The organism is Prochlorococcus sp. MIT 1306 (genome assembly GCF_047304515.1).
Lineage (GTDB): Bacteria > Cyanobacteriota > Cyanobacteriia > PCC-6307 > Cyanobiaceae > Prochlorococcus > Prochlorococcus marinus_D.
Window position 1 is genome coordinate 589,187 of record NZ_CP138959.1, and the last position, 14,585, is coordinate 603,771.

Here is a 14,585-nt window from a genome sequence, read left to right on the forward strand (position 1 = left end):
GATCACTCGGGAAAACTACGTTTAAGCCTGACCCTCCGTCAAGGCAAGCGGAGTTCATTCTTGTCCATTTCGTTGCCAGACTGGAACTGTTAAGTAAAAGCACGCGCCCTTGTCGGGTTCTGAGACAACCCAGATTTTGCCCCCATGGACCTCCACGATGCGGCGGCATACCGATAGGCCGACTCCGAATCCAGAGGTTGTCACTGAAGTTTGTGGCAAGCGCACTCGGTCAAGAAAAATCCGCTCTTGCTCATCTTCTGGAATCCCTGGCCCGTTGTCACAGATGCTCACCTGCACCCATTGACTTGTGCGGTGCAGCATGGATAGTGAAACTTGCCCGCCATCCTCAGTGAACTTCAGGGCGTTTTCCAGGAGGTTGAGCAGCACCTGTCGCATGCGCCTCTGATCAGCAAACACCTTGGGTAGGTCGGAGGGAATGTCTGTATGGATCTCGATGTTTCGATCAAGCCATAGCTTTTCGAGCTCTAGGATCGCTTCTGCGGTGATATTTCCTAGATCAAGATTTTGTGGATTGAAAAGGTCTTCCCATCTCGTGCTTTTTACTTCCAGCAGGTCTTTTGATAGCAATTCGATTTCATCAAGACGCCGTTTGACGACATCCTGAAAGTGTTCAATATTGATTTGACCCAGCTGTTGACTCTGCAACGCTAGTACTGCTGCGGTTAGAGGAGTTCTTAACTCATGAGCCACCATTCTCAGTGTTCGTTCTTGTGCATTGAGGCGATCGATCAGGGTTTCGTTCTCCTGGCGCAATACCAGCAGCTGATCTTCCAGTTGCAATTCCCTTTGAGTGCGGCTGCCATCTAGTTCTGTTGGCCTCAAGCTCAGGCCCAGGCCAGTGACAACGATGTCTTGCTGCCAGCGAGTGATCCAGTTTTGTAGTTGCTGGAAAATACTGCTGCCTGCGAACACTTGCTTTGGCGTTGGCGATAGCTTGATCAGTGCAGGAGTTGCCACTAGTCGATGCAGTTCAAGCAACTCCGGCTGCTCACTTGGATCAGCCATCTGCAGCGTGACATCGAAGCCGCAGTCTTCATTCTCCAGAAACTGGATCATTGATCGCAGATCGCTTCTGGAGAGCTGATGGCGAGCTGCTACAAGCAGGAGCTGAAGCTGTTGTCGCTGATTGGCTTTGACCCCATCCACTGTGGCGGGTGCCTGGCAAGGTTGAGGTTCACATTATGGGTTTTTACTTGAACTGGTAGAGCCGCTAAGACCTTGATGAACAGTCTGTTGCTCAGTGGGCGTTGCTGATGGCTCTCTTCCCATTGCAAGATTGGTTGCTCCCACATGTGGATCAGTTGATCCGAGTGGAGGTATTTGCATAAGTCAAAGAGGGTGATAGCCGTTATCGCTGTAGCTGTTGGCCATACAAGGAAGTGCGACTCCTTTACGAAGACAACTGGCGATGAGTGGGACGGGCTGATTGAAGACGAGGGTCTATCCACCATCAGAATCTGCTTGAGAGGGCATCAGCCTCGATTCAGAAGGGATAGGCGTTGATTCGACTCTCTAAAGCGTTGATATGTCATGACTGACCAGGAGAGGGGTGGTTAAACCCTTGTCGGATAGGGCACCATGGCGAAGTCTTGAAGACCAGATCCATTGCAAACCCTCTCCCGTCGACTTCGTCCAGTTTTGGCGGCGTCGTTGTTGATGCCCCTCAGTTTGATTAGTCCTGCTGCGTTTGCTCAGCAAGCTGGTGAGTCCAAAGCAACACCGGCTAGCAACGAAGAGATCTTTCTCTATCGAACCATTGGCTCTTCGTACGTTTGTAATGCACGTGCCGCTGGCGTGGAATTCCCCAAGGCCGTTGGTATCGCTGCCGCTACTTATGCGCAGATCCTTACTGGCCGCCATGGTGGATTAGTGACTTCGGCAGGAACCACCAAACTCACCACTAAACAGCTTTTCGCTGGTGCTGAGTTTCAGATCATCACTGGGGCTATTCAGTACTGCCCTAAGGAGGTGCCAGCAGATGTGAAGGCCAAGGTTGAGGAGGCTGTCAAGAAACAACAGGACAGTAAGTAGACGAGGTGAGGTTTCAGGTGCTGTTTAACAGTTGCATCTAATTGCAGCTGTTAAATAGCTTTGCATGCAAATTGCGCTTAAAGTTGGAGAAAGCATCTTTGATGAGTAGTTCATGCCTGAGAGCATCAACTTCTTCGTGTTGGCTGATCAAGATGCTGTCAACTTGTTGGCTAATAAATGCTGATGATGTTCGATGCAGAATTCATCATTGTGATCAATCTCACTGCAGTATTTGAGCAAGGTTAGAGCAGATGTGGTTTATCTGATTGATGGTACATGAAGCCATCAGTCCTAGATCATGACTGCAAAACACTTCGCTGTTATCGGTGCTCAATTGCTGACTGCAACCGCTGTTGGTGCCGCACCGCTGATCTGGGCAATTGCCGCTCACCCAACCTTGTAAATCTTTTAGGGTTAGTTTTGATAACAGACTTCCTTAAGGATTGATCGCTTGTTCTAGTTATCTGAGTATCAATATATTCCGCTCATCTTTTGATTAAATCATTAATCATGAACTTTTAGTAATGCTTAGAATCTGTTTCTGCCACTTCGACCTGGGTCTTTGATCATTGACTAATCGATAGTTTTGAGGTCCAATATTTATGATTCAGAATCAGGAAGAGTATCCAGGCTGAATCGATAGCCCTGCTGGCGCATGGTGGTGATGCCACCTCCTTCGCCAAGCCCAGCTTGCTCAAGTTTGCGTCGCAAGGTAAGGATCTGGGTGTCTACAGAACGAGGCCCGCCGCTGAAGGGAGGCCAAGCCATTCGCAATAATTCCTGACGGCTTCGTACGATACCTGGAGGCATTAAAAGTGCACATAGAAGTGCAAATTCTCTGGGGCTTAATTCCACAGGTTTATCGCTCAGAGTCACTTGTCTGAGCAATAAGTGGACCTCAAGGGGGCCCACTGTGACGCGCTCCTGCAAACCGCTATGTCCCCGTTTCAGCAAGGTGCGACAGCGTGCGGCGAGTTCTTCAAGCCCAAATGGTTTGCGCAACACATCGTCGGCGCCTTCATTCAGGAGGCCCACCATGGGCTCTGTGCCTGTTCGAGCTGTTAGCACGATCACAGGACAACGGAGCTGATGAGAGAGTCGCATTGCAGAACTCCTCTCAAGTAACTCAGCACTCACGAGAAGATCCGGTGACTGATCTCGACATACGTCAAGGGCTTCCACGGCGGATGCCACTGCAGCGGTGAGATGGCCGTCCTGACGGAGGCGATGGACCAGCACCGTGCGAAGAGTTTGGTGAGGTTCCACCACAAGGACCCTTGAGGGCTGCTTTGGCGTGGTCTGCATCTGCAAAGACCCCGATGAAGACACTTGGGCGTCCTCAGTGGAATGAAGATTGCGGGGAATGGAGGTCACATGTGATCACAGATCCCGCTTACGCTAAACCCAATCCAATGGCAAGCTGCCTAAAGAGGCTGCCGTGATCTCCGACCATGACATCTCTTGATCACCCTGAGGCGATTAGACACTTCCAGTCCCTTTGTGATGCCTGTCAGGAACTGACCAGTCGTTACCACAGTCAGTCGGAGCTGCGGCTCTATGCAGACGGCTACATTCATGCTCTAAGGCGTAGTGGACAACTGGAGATAAGGGATCAGGCCAGGTTGGAAGATCTTGTCGATAGATGGATTTTGGATCCCTCCAGCTTTATTGGCCCAGATGGCGATATGGGAACTCTTTATCGCAAAAAAGAAGCGGGTTGGTAATTCCTTTTTGGAATTCCAGCAGCCTTTGCAGACCAGCAGGATAGGGCAAGCTTACGTTTTGTTTTTAACTCGATTCAGCAGCGCTCATGATCAGTGATATCAAGGCTTTTTAGAGGGCGCATCAATGATTCTGTTCATTGGCATAATGATTTTTTGTGCACTTTTCATGGTGGCCTTCGCCTCTAAAAGCGAATAGAAATGCCCCGCTGCTTAAGGGAGGCTTGTTGCCTTGAAAAGACTGACTGATCCCCATCACCCAGGCCCGTCGCGTCAAGCGAGGGTCTTTTTTTTTGTTGATCAGCCCCCCCCCATGGGGCTGCAATGAGCCTCCTTTTTGGTGGAGGGCATAATGCAGAAAGCTTGATGAGCGGTGATTCGATGGACGAACCGCAGCCGAAAGAGAGTTTGCTCAAGAAGAGTGGACGAATCGGCGCAATCCTTGGTTTTGCCTGGATTGCTCTGAATATTGTTGTGCCTTTGGCTTTGTTGCGTGTGCCTGCGGTGCAGCGCTGGCTCGTGGCATTTGACAACAAGCTCCCTTTCCACATTCCAGGAATTGGCTAGCTGCTTTTTGTTTCCGATTGCTGTGGTGGCCATGATTGGGTCGGTGGCCACCAACATGGGCCTGGTTCCCTAAGTTTTGGAGAAGTATCTCGTTTAAGCGCTTCACCCCAAGCCTCTCTAGGGCTGATGGGGATGCCCTAGGGGGGCAATGCTGCTGAGTAGTTCAGTCCTTTTTAAGGCCAAACAATTTCTTCCAGCCTCGCCAAACCAGCGGGTTATTGCCTTTGGTGATCACTGTGATCGCTCGACCCAAAAACCAGGAACCAGCAAAAAATCCGATCACAGCCACTCCATAGAGGAGATTTGCTTGCAAGGTTGTGGCGAGTAATAAAGGCATTTAATTGCTAAGGCTTAACGAATTAAGGCTTGAAGTTCTAGCTGTTAAGTGCGATCTCAAGCTTCTCGGCCAATTCTCCTGCGTTGTACATCTCAATCAAGATGTCTGATCCGCCTATAAATTCTCCTTTTACATAAACCTGGGGAATCGTTGGCCAATTGGAGTAGTCCTTAATGCCTTGGCGTATTTCCATATCGGAGAGCACATCAAAGGTTTCGAAGCTCATGCCGAGGGAGTTGAGGATCTGCACGCAATTGTTGGAGAAGCCGCACTGGGGCATCAGCTTTGTGCCTTTCATGAACACCATGATCGGGCTGGATTGGATCAGGGCTTCAATACGTGTTTTGGTAGTGGGATCCATCGAAAAGAGGGGGATAGGGTTTAGTTGGGAGTAGACGTGCTTAAGGCCAGGGCATGGATCACTTCACTGGCGAGCTGATCTTTGAGGGCCCCATAGACCAATTGATGCTGGCGGATTCTGGAAAGACCAGCGAAGGCGTTTGAAATGACGTTCACCTGTAGATGGTCGCCGCCACCAGTGAGGTCTTCAACGGTGACTTGGGCATCAGGTAGGGCTAGTCGGATCGCTGCACCCACTTCGTCGGATTGAACCATGGAGACCAATTTTGACTTCAAAGCTTGATGGTGGCAGATCCAAGTCGAAAGTTGACTCAGTTGGGAGCTGTCAGCTTGGCGCCGGCATAGGGGGTTTCTACGAAGCCCAGCTCCAGAAGGCTCTGATAGGCCTTTTGGCCTTCGGGGCGGGAGGGCGACATCACTCTCACCACTTCTACCAACACCGGTACAGCGACTTCAGGTTGGTTTTGTTGGCGGAAAAGTGCTGCAAGGCGAAGGTTGGCCTGTGCAAGGAGCCCCATGGCCTTACGCCCTTTGGCATCCATTTCGCGAGGGATACGAGCATCCAGTCCGCGGAAGGCTCCACTGAGGTCCCGATAAAAGGCAAGCAGCTGCTTTGAAGCATCGCGAGCATTGTCGTAGTCATTTCGGGCTTCAGTGAGATTTCCAGCAGATACAGCAGCATCTCCTTGATTCAGGAGGGCTTGCACTGCGGCCACATTGAATCCACCGCCCGCCTGGGCCAGCACCTTGTCATTCGATGAAGCTGCTGTTTGAGCTAGTGCTGAACCAGATGAGAGAGCTAGGCCAGCAGAAAGAGCAAGGGCCGTCAGCGGAAGGCGACAACGCATGAACTGAAGAACAGATGGGCGGAACTTTAAGGTGCTTTCTTGAGACGGCCTACTGCATGGAGGGCAGCTTGTTCAGCTGCATGCATCTTTTCTGAGAGCTCAGCATTGAAGCTTTTCACCGCCTCACGACCAGTTTCCAAGACCTTCATCGGTTCTGCGAAGCAAATTGATGCCCGTCCACAGGCTTTGGGAATGGCTTCGCTATAGCCAAGACCAACTGGTACGACTTGGACATCAATATTCTGGCTTTTTGCAAGTTGAGCCAGACGTGCCAAACCTTGATACAGCTTGATGGGTTTTTCTGTGCGATTGATTGTTCCTTCTGGAAAAACCACGACCTGTTGGCCATCGGCCATTAGATCAATCGCATAGCGCAGGCTGGTTAACGAAGGTTTGCTCTGATTCACCGGGAAACATCCCAAGCGATGGAGAAACCATCCCTGTAGGCCCTTCATTTCATCAACAGTGACCATAAATCGACAATCACGACCCGTAACCCGACGGCCAGCTGCCATGGGCAGCATCAATGCATCCCAGCGTGAACGATGGGTGGGAGCTAGCAACACTGGCCCTTGCATGGGCAGATTCTCTTGACCCAGAACGATGCGCTCTCGAAAGTATTGACGCAGGACGATGTCTTGCGTCGTCACCATGGCAACGGGGGCCAAAAAAGGGTCTATTGCGAGACCCAGGGAATTTTCACGAGTCGCTAGGGCCGAGGACACCGTCTCTGGCGAGTTCAAACATCCGAAGTTAAAGGCCAAGAACCTCTGAACCCAATGTTGATTGGGCAGTTGAACCGGCGGTCAAATCCCTTAGAGAATAGAAGGCGGTCAATTATCCCCAATAGGATCAGGCCTGTTTCCCTTTCTTCATGGCCAGCCTCGGGGTCAACATCGACCACATTGCCAATGTGCGGCAGGCTCGCCAAACCGTGGAACCCGATCCAGTGCCGATGGCTCTATTGGCGGAACTTGGTGGAGCCGATGGCATCACAGTTCACTTAAGAGAAGATCGCCGTCATATTCAGGATCGAGACCTGGAACTGCTTCGGGCAACAGTGCGCAGTCGTCTCAATTTGGAGATGGCAGCCACTGCTGAAATGGTGGGAATTGCTTTAAAAATTCAACCTGACATGGTGACACTCGTACCAGAACGACGACAGGAGGTGACCACAGAAGGAGGTTTGGATGTTGCTGCCCAGGAGGGATCCTTGAAAGGCATAGTTGATCAGCTGCAGGTTGCAGGGATTCCCGTCAGCTTGTTTGTAGATCCTGTTTCTCAACAACTGGAGGCAGCTTGTAAGAGTGGTGCTCGTTGGGTGGAGCTGCACACTGGCGCTTACGCCGAAGCCTGTTGGGCTAATCAATCCTTTGAACTTGCACGCTTGACTGAAGCGACAGCAAGAGCCCGCAGCCTTGGCTTACGGGTGAATGCTGGGCATGGCCTCACTTATCAGAATGTAGAAGCCGTGGCTGCGATTGAAGGGATTGAAGAATTAAATATTGGTCATACGATTGTGGCCCGTTCGATCGCTGTAGGCCTTCAAGAAGCTGTAAGAGAGATGAAGCGTCTTGTCCAGAATCCCCGACGAGAGCCTCTTTTTGGGTAGCTAGTAAGGATGAGTAGGCATTGTTTATCTCTGCAAATTAATGCTTACTCAGCAAATATTTGATGCCGGACATCTTGACTGAGTAAAAACGATGAATCTGCCTGCAGTGACGGTGGTCTCGATCGTTACTGATCCTTCTACTGAAGCCTAAAACAGGCCCTCCAACATTAAGCAATTAGAATCTGAACAACCCTAGGAATGTGCGACGTCCAGTCGAATTCTCTGTGGAGGCTCGATCGTCCTGTTTGTAACGGGGCTTGGTTTCACCGATGGTAATCAGGGCCTCTTTCTCCTTCCACCAGATCCAGTCACGGATTGGTGGTGTGGTCATCAAATCTTCCCGGGTGAGACCAAGCTCAAGCTGGGCTGCCGCACCTAGAAGGACGTCAATCATGGAGTCTGCATCCTCGCAACGCGCCAAAGCTTCATTGGTGCGCTCAGCACCATTGAGGGATTTGACGAGTAAGTCGACTCGTTTGATGACCGGCAACGTGCGTGGATCCAAATCAACCACTTCAAGACTGTTCACCGTACGCAGTAGCGCTGACATATGGCTACTGCCCAGCCAGAATCTTGAAGAGAATGCTGCTGCGATTGTGAAGTCACCCCGCGAATGTCACTGGGTGATTGGGGATGTCCATGGCTGTTATCAATCCTTGGTAGAGCTCATCGCCTTGCTCCCCAGCTCAGACCAGCTCGTGTTTTGTGGAGATGTGATCAATCGAGGGCCGGCCATTGAGGCCACCATGTTGCTTGCCTGGGAAATGGTCTGTGGCGGTCGTGCTCATTGGTTGTGTGGTAACCATGAACAACACCTGATCGACTGTCTGGAGGTCGATCCTCAAGATGGCCAGGCTGCTTTGCTGACGATTGACACTTACCGGCAATTGGGTGATCGCCAGGCGCGTGAGTGGTTAAGCCGGTTGAAAGGGCTTCCTCTTGTTTACAAAGCCAAGGGATGGATTGCGACTCACGCTGGCTTTGACCTCGATGGCAATCCTGATTTGAGCATTCGTCAGCGATTCTGGGAGGATTACGACGGTCGCTATGGACGCGTGATCGTTGCTCATACCCCTCGTCCCCAGGTGGAGCGCCATCGCCATATTGTGATGATTGATACGGGAGCTTGCTACGGGGGCTTGCTGAGCGCCTATTGCCCAGAACGCGATGCTGTTGTTCAGGTTTGCGGTGACCGCAAGTTGAATCAGCATCTTGCATGCGATGTCGACAAGATCAAAGAGGCGTTAACTCGAGAGATGACTACCTCATCATCCCTGGTTTCTGCTAAGCCTTGCTGACGATCTACCGCAGCAACAGAGCGGAGTGGTTAGCTCGAGTGTTGGCGGAGCAGCTGCGTCTGGCACCACCAGGTCTATTTGACTCAGTGGATGTCGTGGTGAACACCTGGCCCACAAGCCGCTGGCTGGGGGAACAGTTAGCAAGCGTGAATGGCATCAGTGCTTTGGTGCGATTCCCTTTCCCAGGATCACGTTTAAGGCAGTTGGTTCGGATGATATTGGGGATCGATAGTGATGCTGAAGATCCCTGGCGGGCCAGTCGACTCGTTTGGCCTCTGCTTGATTTGTTGCCACAGCTTTTGGAGACTGAAGAAGCTGCGCCATTGAGAGAATGGGTCAATCGGCAGCCATCTCGGTCAGGCCACCTCAACCGAGTGCAATGGCAGTTAGCCAGAAGCATTGCCGATGCCTTTGACGACTACGCGCTTTACCGCCCCCAGTTGATCCATCAATGGCTGGAGGGCAGTGATCGGCTTTTGACCTCATCTGAGGAGATGCCTTTAACCCTGCGCTGGCAACCGCTGTTGCTGCGTTTATTGGCTGAACGTTTGAACGTTGAACCGTTCGGGATTCAGGTGCATAGGGCTGTTTCAAAGCTGCGCAGCGGAGACAACCCCGCCATGGCATTGCCAAGTCAACTGCGGCTTTTTGGTCTGAGCAGTCTTGCTCCGGTGCAAGTGGAGTTGATTCAGGCCCTCTCGGGTCTTGTGGACGTACAGATGTTTCTGTTGACCCCCTGTCCGGATCTTTGGCAGCGATGTCGTAGCAGAAGGGAGACGTTGGGGTATCAGTGGACCGAGCCGGCTGATGGTTTTTGGTTGCTCGAAGCGCCGCGCTTAGAAGCCATCCTTGGACGCATGGGCGCGGAATTTCAGCAGTTGCTGGAAGGTGGCGGTGAGAGTCAGCTTGGCCAGTGGCAGGAGGGTGATCTATTCGCCGCGCCGGCCACCATGGCTTGTGAATCCGGGCAAGAACCTACGTTGCTTGAGCAGCTTCAGCAGCAGCTTGTCTCGCCGGAGGATCATCAACCTCTGCGGCGCAGGCAAGAGGACAGTTCTTTGCAGTTTTTGGCTTGCCCTGGGCAATGGCGCCAGGTGCAGTTGGTCCGCGATCAGATCTTGCAATGGTTTGCTGCCGACCCCAGCCTCGAACCCCGTGATGTGTTGGTGATGACCCCACAGGTCAATCGTTTTGCTCCTCTGCTCGCCTCGGTGTTCAACGATGCTGCAGCCACTGGCGTGGAGCTTCCCTGGCGGCTCACAGATCGCAGCCAGCAGGACAGCCCTGGGCTGACGCAGGGGATGTTGCAACTGCTTCAGATCGCAGGCGAGCGACTGACTGCCACTGCCCTTGAAGGCTTGCTCGCTAATCCGGCAATACAGCAGCAGCAAGGCTTCAGCCAGGACGATGCCAGTAGCCTCAGTCGCTGTTTACAGCGCACAGGATTTCGCTGGGGCCTTGATGCCGAGGAGCGTGGTGGTGATGAGACCCATAGCCTCAGCTGGTGCCTGGATCGCTGGTTGCTTGGCTTGGTGTTGCCCAGCGCACCAGGCCTGGCCCCTGGAGGAGCAGCACCCTTCGCAGAGGGGCTGGAACCAGCACAGCTTGCGAAGTGGTGGCAGCTTTTGGCTCAGTTCTGCCGGCAGCTGAAAGAGTTTCGTCGTGCTCGAACTTGTGGCGCTTGGGTAGAGCTCCTACAGGGCTTTGTCGAGGAGTTGTTTGGTGATGGTGGCTCTTGGGCCTGGGAGCGGCAGTGCCTGCTGATTGCTTTGGAGGATTGGCGTCAGATTGGTGCTGACTGCACGTTGTTGCTGGAAGCGGCTGTTGTAGCAGATGTGTTGAATGAAGCGCTCTCTGCAGATAGTGGTCGGTTTGGACATCGCACTGGTGCCCTCACAGTGAGTGCTCTGGAGCCGATGCGTGCCATCCCTCATCGTGTGATCGTGCTGATGGGATTGGACGCCGATGTTTTCCCTCGCCATCGCGAGCGAGCTGGCTTTCATCTATTGGAGCAGCAGCGTCAGCTAGGTGATCCACGCAGTAGTGATCAAGATCGTTATGTGCTTTTGGAAGCATTGATGTCGACCCGACAGCATCTGCTGATCACCTGGAACAGCCGCGATGAGCACACGGGCGAATGTCGCCCAGCTGCTAGCCCTGTGCAGCAATGGCTTGGACGGCTGCAGCATGAGCTCAGCGATGAGACGTTCCACGGCCTATGTCGAGAACCAGCCGCTAATCCCCTTGAGCGCAGTAATTTTCTATCTCAGGGGAGCCAACCGCCTCCTAGCTGTGACCGTCGCCATTTCGAGGCGCGCCGCTGGTTGGATAAAACTCTAGCGCCACCACCCCTTGCCCTTGCGCTGCCTTTGCATTGGAGTTCGGTGTCATTGGAGGCTTCTGCGGTTATCTCATCTGAATTGTTGTTGCGCTGGTTAATCGCTCCCCAGCTGATTTGGCTGGAGCAATTTCAGGTAACACCACGTGAATGGTTTGATCCTGTTGAAGACCTTGAGGCCCTCGATCTAGATGAATGGCATCGACATGGTCTGCTCAAGCAGCGCTTGTCAGAGCTGCTTGGCCATCTCCCTACGGATGAGAATGGATTGTTGCAGGAATCAGAAGCAGGTGATTGGAAGCATCGCTATGCCGGTCAAGCCACCCTTCCACCAGGAGCAGCTGCGACGTTGGAGTGCGAGCGTCTCGAACAACGTTGGCAACATTTACAGGCAACGCTACTGAGCATGGGACCATGCTCGACACGACGTCTTGAGTTGGCGGATGGCTCCAGGCAAATGCTCTGGGCTGGGGACACGGTTGTGGTGGTGCAACCAGGTCAGTTGAAGTCAAGGGGGGTGATGGAGGGATGGCTAAGCCATTTGCAGGTTTGCGCAAATCACACGCTTACGTCGGCAACTGTCGTCGTAGCCCGTTGTGGATCAGCAGCGAAGAAGGATCAATTTGAGATAGCTCTGCGTTGGCAGCCACTTCCAGCCGAGCAAGCAAGAGAACAACTCATTGATTTGCAGGCTTTGGCCTGTCAGGGTTTGAGTCAGTGTTGGCCGGTGCCACCGATGAGTGGTTGGGCCTACGCCAACGCCAACAACAAATCGGCTGGTAGGGGTGAACAAGCCTTCCGTCAGTCTTGGAGTGGCGGATTTCATGTTCAGGGTGAGCGTGAACGGGCTGAGATGCAGCTCTGCTTTGGTGTGAATTGCGAAGCTTCAGAGCTTCTCAACAGCGCTGGTTTTGAGCAGGCATGCACAAGCCTCTATGGCCCTTTGGTTGAGGCATTGGCGATCTAGAAGTCATTGCGGCTGATCATTAATTTGAAGGTTGTGGAAGGTTTTTGCTATTCAGTCTGCGCAGACTTGTGTGAACAGATCCATGTCATGGCTTCGATGTCAAATTCTTCAAAGCAAAGCCCAGCAGAGTCTCTGGGTATGGCTTTTTCTGGTTGGGGCCTGAGTTGGGGAGGCTGGCTGGATAATCGCCAGGGTGAGTGGTGGCTGTTGGCACAGATCATCCTGATTGCAGCTCATCTCTTGCCCCCTTGGCCTTCTTTAGAGCGTTGGGGATATCGCTGGCCATTGCCAATTACCATTTTTGGCGCCTGCCTGTTTTGTGTGGGGGTGTTGTTAGTGGTTCAAGCGTTCTGGCGTCTTGGCGCAAGCCTTTCACCACTGCCTGATCCAAAGCCCGCTGCTGCCCTGGTAACGATGGGTGCCTATCGACGCTGCCGCCATCCGCTTTATCAAGCGCTGTTGCTGTGTTCCGCTGGAGTTGCCGTTGCCCTTGGCAGCCTGTTGCATGTGGCGTTGTTCCTTGCGCTGTGCCTTTTGCTGAGGGGTAAGGCTCGGCGGGAGGAGCGAAAGTTAATAATCTTGCATCCTGAATACAGTGCCTATCGCGCTAGTACTGCAGCGATTATTCCAGGGTTTCCTCTGCTGGACTGGAGAAGCTGATTGGGATTAAAAGTTACTTTTTTGGGTTGGGTGTGTATTGGATAGAGGCGTACAATTGGGGCTAAGTTATTTTAAAATAGCTTCATTCTGTATGATACTTAAGCCCTGAGATTTTAAGACACACCAACTTCTTAAAAGTGAGATCAGTAATAATGACTTGAGAGGTTACGCCAAAATCTATCCTACCCACTATTGTTAAGCTTTTTTCACTTTAGTATTCTTGGCTGCAAAAGTAACTTGAATGGGGGCTGGGCAATGCTCACGAGATTCCCGCCAACTTTTACGGAGTTATCTTGATACAAAAAGCTGAAAATAATCTCAGCCCCTTCAACCTTATGGTCATTGCAGGTAGCTGTGCTACTGCAATCGGGCTTGGCATATCCCGCTTTGATTTTGGGGCAGTTGGACGCTTCATGATCGATGAAGCTTGGATCAGTACCACTGGAATGGGAGATCTTGCAGGCTTAAATCTTGGTGCTTATTTATTGGGCTCTTTGCACCATTCGCAGATACGCAATCGAAAAGTTGTTCTGCGTATGATGATGCTTGCATTATTGCTGCTGCCGCTGTCTTTCTGGCTGGAGGCATTTGAATCGATTTTTTTGTGGCAAGCAGTTGCTCGAATTTGTGCAGGCTTTGCAGCAGGCCATTTGATTAGTGGAATTCCAGCGATTGCTCTTGCTGGCTTGCATTCGCGTCATCGACGCCGAGGTTCAGGTTTGGTTCTTGCGGGAGGAGGGATTGGAGCATTGCTTGGTGCATTTGCAATTGGCCTCTTTGCCCATCATTCGGCGATGATCGCCTGGGTCGTTTTGGCCTTGTTGTCGATGGCATTGGCATTGCCTGTGCTTTGGTTGCTTAGCAAGTCAATACAGTCTCAATCTGCTTCTGGACAATCTCAATCTGCTGAGAGCTCAACTGACTTAAGTGCAATAAAACCAGGCAATCGTTGGCGAGTTGTGGTTCTGGTCGTAGGTGGAGGGCTGTTAGTAGGAGCGGGGCAAGTGCCGATTTCCCTTTATGCACCGATCGTTGTTGCTCAGAAATTTGGTGAAGCCTCTTCTTTAAGCAGTGACTCTTTAGCTTTACTTGGATTGGGCTCTACGGTTGGGGCACTCACAGCAGCCTTTTTACCGCGCCGATGGCCGACATCCTTGATGCTCCCATTGGTTTCTTGTATTGGACTTCTGGCCAGCTTGCTGTTTTTCTTTAGCAATGAAGCTTCAATCATCCTTTTAGCAACGTTTCTGATTGGTGTATGGATGTGGATGACGGCCACTCTTACTTATGACAGGCTTGGAGAGTTTTTGCCATCTGCTGAGGCTCATCGACGCGTGTGGGCCGTTATGGTTTCTTTGGCAGGTTGCGGTTATGCATGCTTTTCTTTCTCATTCGCTCATCTTGCAAGTACCAACCTCAATTTAGTTCTTTTAATAGGAATTGGAGTTCTGGTAGTTCAGTTGAGCATGGAACTCTTGCAAAGATTAGCTTCTTCAAAAGGTCCTAGTTATTGAGAGTTGTGTTACGGCTTGGCCAGATTCGATGAGATTATATGCCTGAGATGCAAGTGGAGAGATCAATTCTATTGATGCTTCATTGAAATGCTTAGACAGTGGAACAAGAGAATTGTTGAGGTATGTTATATATGTTATCGCTTTTATATAAGCCCAGTACGGAATCAGTAGATAACAGGATTAATAATTAATATCCTTCAGTAATCGATTAGGTAATCTGTGACTGCTTGGGCTTGTTTGGGATGGAGCGATCTTTGGCAGATTAGACTAGGTAATGAACAATAATTATATTTGAAGCTACTAGTCAACAA

Annotated in this window: 16 protein-coding genes; 8 read left to right on the plus strand and 8 right to left on the minus strand. The window is 51.6% G+C overall.

The genetic code is table 11. From position 1 onward, the window contains the following. Positions 1–54 precede the first annotated feature (54 nt). Entirely contained in the window at positions 55–1,167 is a 1,113-nt protein-coding gene (locus SIB74_RS03095; protein ID WP_063396055.1) for a histidine kinase, read from the minus strand. A 459-nt stretch (positions 1,168–1,626) separates the two neighbouring features. Here SIB74_RS03095 and SIB74_RS03100 point away from each other — a divergent pair, with 459 nt between their 5' ends. After that, on the plus strand, positions 1,627–2,052 hold the full coding sequence (locus tag SIB74_RS03100) for a hypothetical protein (RefSeq protein ID WP_063396054.1): 426 nt from the start codon (positions 1,627–1,629) through the stop codon (positions 2,050–2,052). A gap of 600 nt (positions 2,053–2,652) precedes the next feature. Here SIB74_RS03100 and SIB74_RS03105 read toward each other — a convergent pair. After that, positions 2,653–3,357 carry a response regulator transcription factor gene (locus SIB74_RS03105; protein ID WP_369818036.1) on the minus strand — a complete coding sequence of 235 codons (705 nt, stop codon included), beginning with the start codon at positions 3,355–3,357 and terminating at the stop codon, positions 2,653–2,655. A 146-nt stretch (positions 3,358–3,503) separates the two neighbouring features. Between SIB74_RS03105 and SIB74_RS03110 the strand changes: the two genes are divergently transcribed. Then, the gene (locus tag SIB74_RS03110) at positions 3,504–3,776 is read left to right on the plus strand and encodes a DUF6761 family protein (protein ID WP_011825607.1); all 273 of its coding nucleotides are present in this window, start codon (positions 3,504–3,506) and stop codon (positions 3,774–3,776) included. A gap of 321 nt (positions 3,777–4,097) precedes the next feature. Next, entirely contained in the window at positions 4,098–4,340 is a 243-nt protein-coding gene (locus SIB74_RS03115; RefSeq protein ID WP_156486072.1) for a Signal peptidase I, read from the plus strand. Between the two features lie 163 nt (positions 4,341–4,503). Here the strand turns inward: SIB74_RS03115 and SIB74_RS03120 are convergent, their stop codons facing one another. The 5 genes from SIB74_RS03120 to SIB74_RS03140 are packed head-to-tail and all read right to left on the minus strand — an operon-like array spanning position 4,504 to position 6,649. Further along, a complete protein-coding gene (locus tag SIB74_RS03120) occupies positions 4,504–4,677 on the minus strand; it encodes a hypothetical protein (RefSeq protein ID WP_011825608.1) in 174 nt (57 codons plus the stop codon). Positions 4,678–4,714: 37 nt separating this feature from the next. Further along, positions 4,715–5,038: a Grx4 family monothiol glutaredoxin gene (gene grxD / locus SIB74_RS03125; RefSeq protein ID WP_011130467.1), complete on the minus strand. Its 324-nt coding sequence runs from the start codon at positions 5,036–5,038 to the stop codon at positions 4,715–4,717. 20 nt (positions 5,039–5,058) lie between these two features. Further along, positions 5,059–5,292 (minus strand): BolA family protein, encoded by a 234-nt coding sequence (locus SIB74_RS03130; RefSeq protein ID WP_011825610.1) that lies wholly within the window; start codon positions 5,290–5,292, stop codon positions 5,059–5,061. Positions 5,293–5,348: 56 nt separating this feature from the next. After that, positions 5,349–5,885 (minus strand): hypothetical protein, encoded by a 537-nt coding sequence (locus SIB74_RS03135; RefSeq protein WP_011825611.1) that lies wholly within the window; start codon positions 5,883–5,885, stop codon positions 5,349–5,351. A 26-nt stretch (positions 5,886–5,911) separates the two neighbouring features. After that, positions 5,912–6,649, minus strand: coding sequence for a lysophospholipid acyltransferase family protein (locus tag SIB74_RS03140; protein WP_063396051.1), 738 nt, complete (start codon positions 6,647–6,649; stop codon positions 5,912–5,914). 110 nt (positions 6,650–6,759) lie between these two features. On the opposite strand from SIB74_RS03140, the gene SIB74_RS03145 reads away from it, so the two are divergent. After that, a complete protein-coding gene (locus tag SIB74_RS03145; RefSeq protein ID WP_063396050.1) occupies positions 6,760–7,497 on the plus strand; it encodes a pyridoxine 5'-phosphate synthase in 738 nt (245 codons plus the stop codon). A 175-nt stretch (positions 7,498–7,672) separates the two neighbouring features. Here SIB74_RS03145 and SIB74_RS03150 read toward each other — a convergent pair whose 3' ends face one another. Continuing rightward, positions 7,673–7,891: a hypothetical protein gene (locus tag SIB74_RS03150; protein WP_231901357.1), complete on the minus strand. Its 219-nt coding sequence runs from the start codon at positions 7,889–7,891 to the stop codon at positions 7,673–7,675. Here SIB74_RS03150 and SIB74_RS03155 point away from each other — a divergent pair. The 4 genes from SIB74_RS03155 (at position 7,890) to SIB74_RS03170 (ending at position 14,274) form a co-directional block, all read left to right on the plus strand. After that, entirely contained in the window at positions 7,890–8,795 is a 906-nt protein-coding gene (locus SIB74_RS03155; RefSeq protein WP_074159141.1) for a metallophosphoesterase, read from the plus strand. The genes SIB74_RS03150 and SIB74_RS03155 overlap by 2 nt on opposite strands. Next, positions 8,789–12,100, plus strand: a complete 3,312-nt coding sequence (locus SIB74_RS03160; protein ID WP_063396047.1) for an exodeoxyribonuclease V subunit gamma — start codon at positions 8,789–8,791, stop codon at positions 12,098–12,100. The genes SIB74_RS03155 and SIB74_RS03160 overlap by 7 nt, the downstream gene beginning before the upstream one ends. Positions 12,101–12,187: 87 nt before the next feature. Then, entirely contained in the window at positions 12,188–12,760 is a 573-nt protein-coding gene (locus SIB74_RS03165) for a methyltransferase family protein (protein ID WP_063396376.1), read from the plus strand. Between the two features lie 335 nt (positions 12,761–13,095). Continuing rightward, on the plus strand, positions 13,096–14,274 hold the full coding sequence (locus tag SIB74_RS03170; protein WP_231906080.1) for a YbfB/YjiJ family MFS transporter: 1,179 nt from the start codon (positions 13,096–13,098) through the stop codon (positions 14,272–14,274). Positions 14,275–14,585: the final 311 nt, after the last annotated feature.

What these genes read in the sequence shown, in the direction of transcription:
- SIB74_RS03105 (WP_369818036.1), bottom strand. Translation starts at nt 3,357, where the DNA reads ATGCAGACCACGCCAAAGCAGCCCTCAAGGGTCCTTGTGGTGGAACCT.
- SIB74_RS03110 (WP_011825607.1), top strand. Translation starts at nt 3,504, where the DNA reads ATGACATCTCTTGATCACCCTGAGGCGATTAGACACTTCCAGTCCCTT.
- SIB74_RS03115 (WP_156486072.1), top strand. Translation starts at nt 4,098, where the DNA reads ATGAGCCTCCTTTTTGGTGGAGGGCATAATGCAGAAAGCTTGATGAGC.
- SIB74_RS03120 (WP_011825608.1), bottom strand. Translation starts at nt 4,677, where the DNA reads ATGCCTTTATTACTCGCCACAACCTTGCAAGCAAATCTCCTCTATGGA.
- grxD (WP_011130467.1), bottom strand. Translation starts at nt 5,038, where the DNA reads ATGGATCCCACTACCAAAACACGTATTGAAGCCCTGATCCAATCCAGC.
- SIB74_RS03130 (WP_011825610.1), bottom strand. Translation starts at nt 5,292, where the DNA reads ATGGTTCAATCCGACGAAGTGGGTGCAGCGATCCGACTAGCCCTACCT.
- SIB74_RS03135 (WP_011825611.1), bottom strand. Translation starts at nt 5,885, where the DNA reads ATGCGTTGTCGCCTTCCGCTGACGGCCCTTGCTCTTTCTGCTGGCCTA.
- SIB74_RS03145 (WP_063396050.1), top strand. Translation starts at nt 6,760, where the DNA reads ATGGCCAGCCTCGGGGTCAACATCGACCACATTGCCAATGTGCGGCAG.
- SIB74_RS03155 (WP_074159141.1), top strand. Translation starts at nt 7,890, where the DNA reads ATGGAGTCTGCATCCTCGCAACGCGCCAAAGCTTCATTGGTGCGCTCA.
- SIB74_RS03150 (WP_231901357.1), bottom strand. Translation starts at nt 7,891, where the DNA reads ATGATTGACGTCCTTCTAGGTGCGGCAGCCCAGCTTGAGCTTGGTCTC.
- SIB74_RS03165 (WP_063396376.1), top strand. Translation starts at nt 12,188, where the DNA reads ATGGCTTCGATGTCAAATTCTTCAAAGCAAAGCCCAGCAGAGTCTCTG.
- SIB74_RS03170 (WP_231906080.1), top strand. Translation starts at nt 13,096, where the DNA reads ATGGTCATTGCAGGTAGCTGTGCTACTGCAATCGGGCTTGGCATATCC.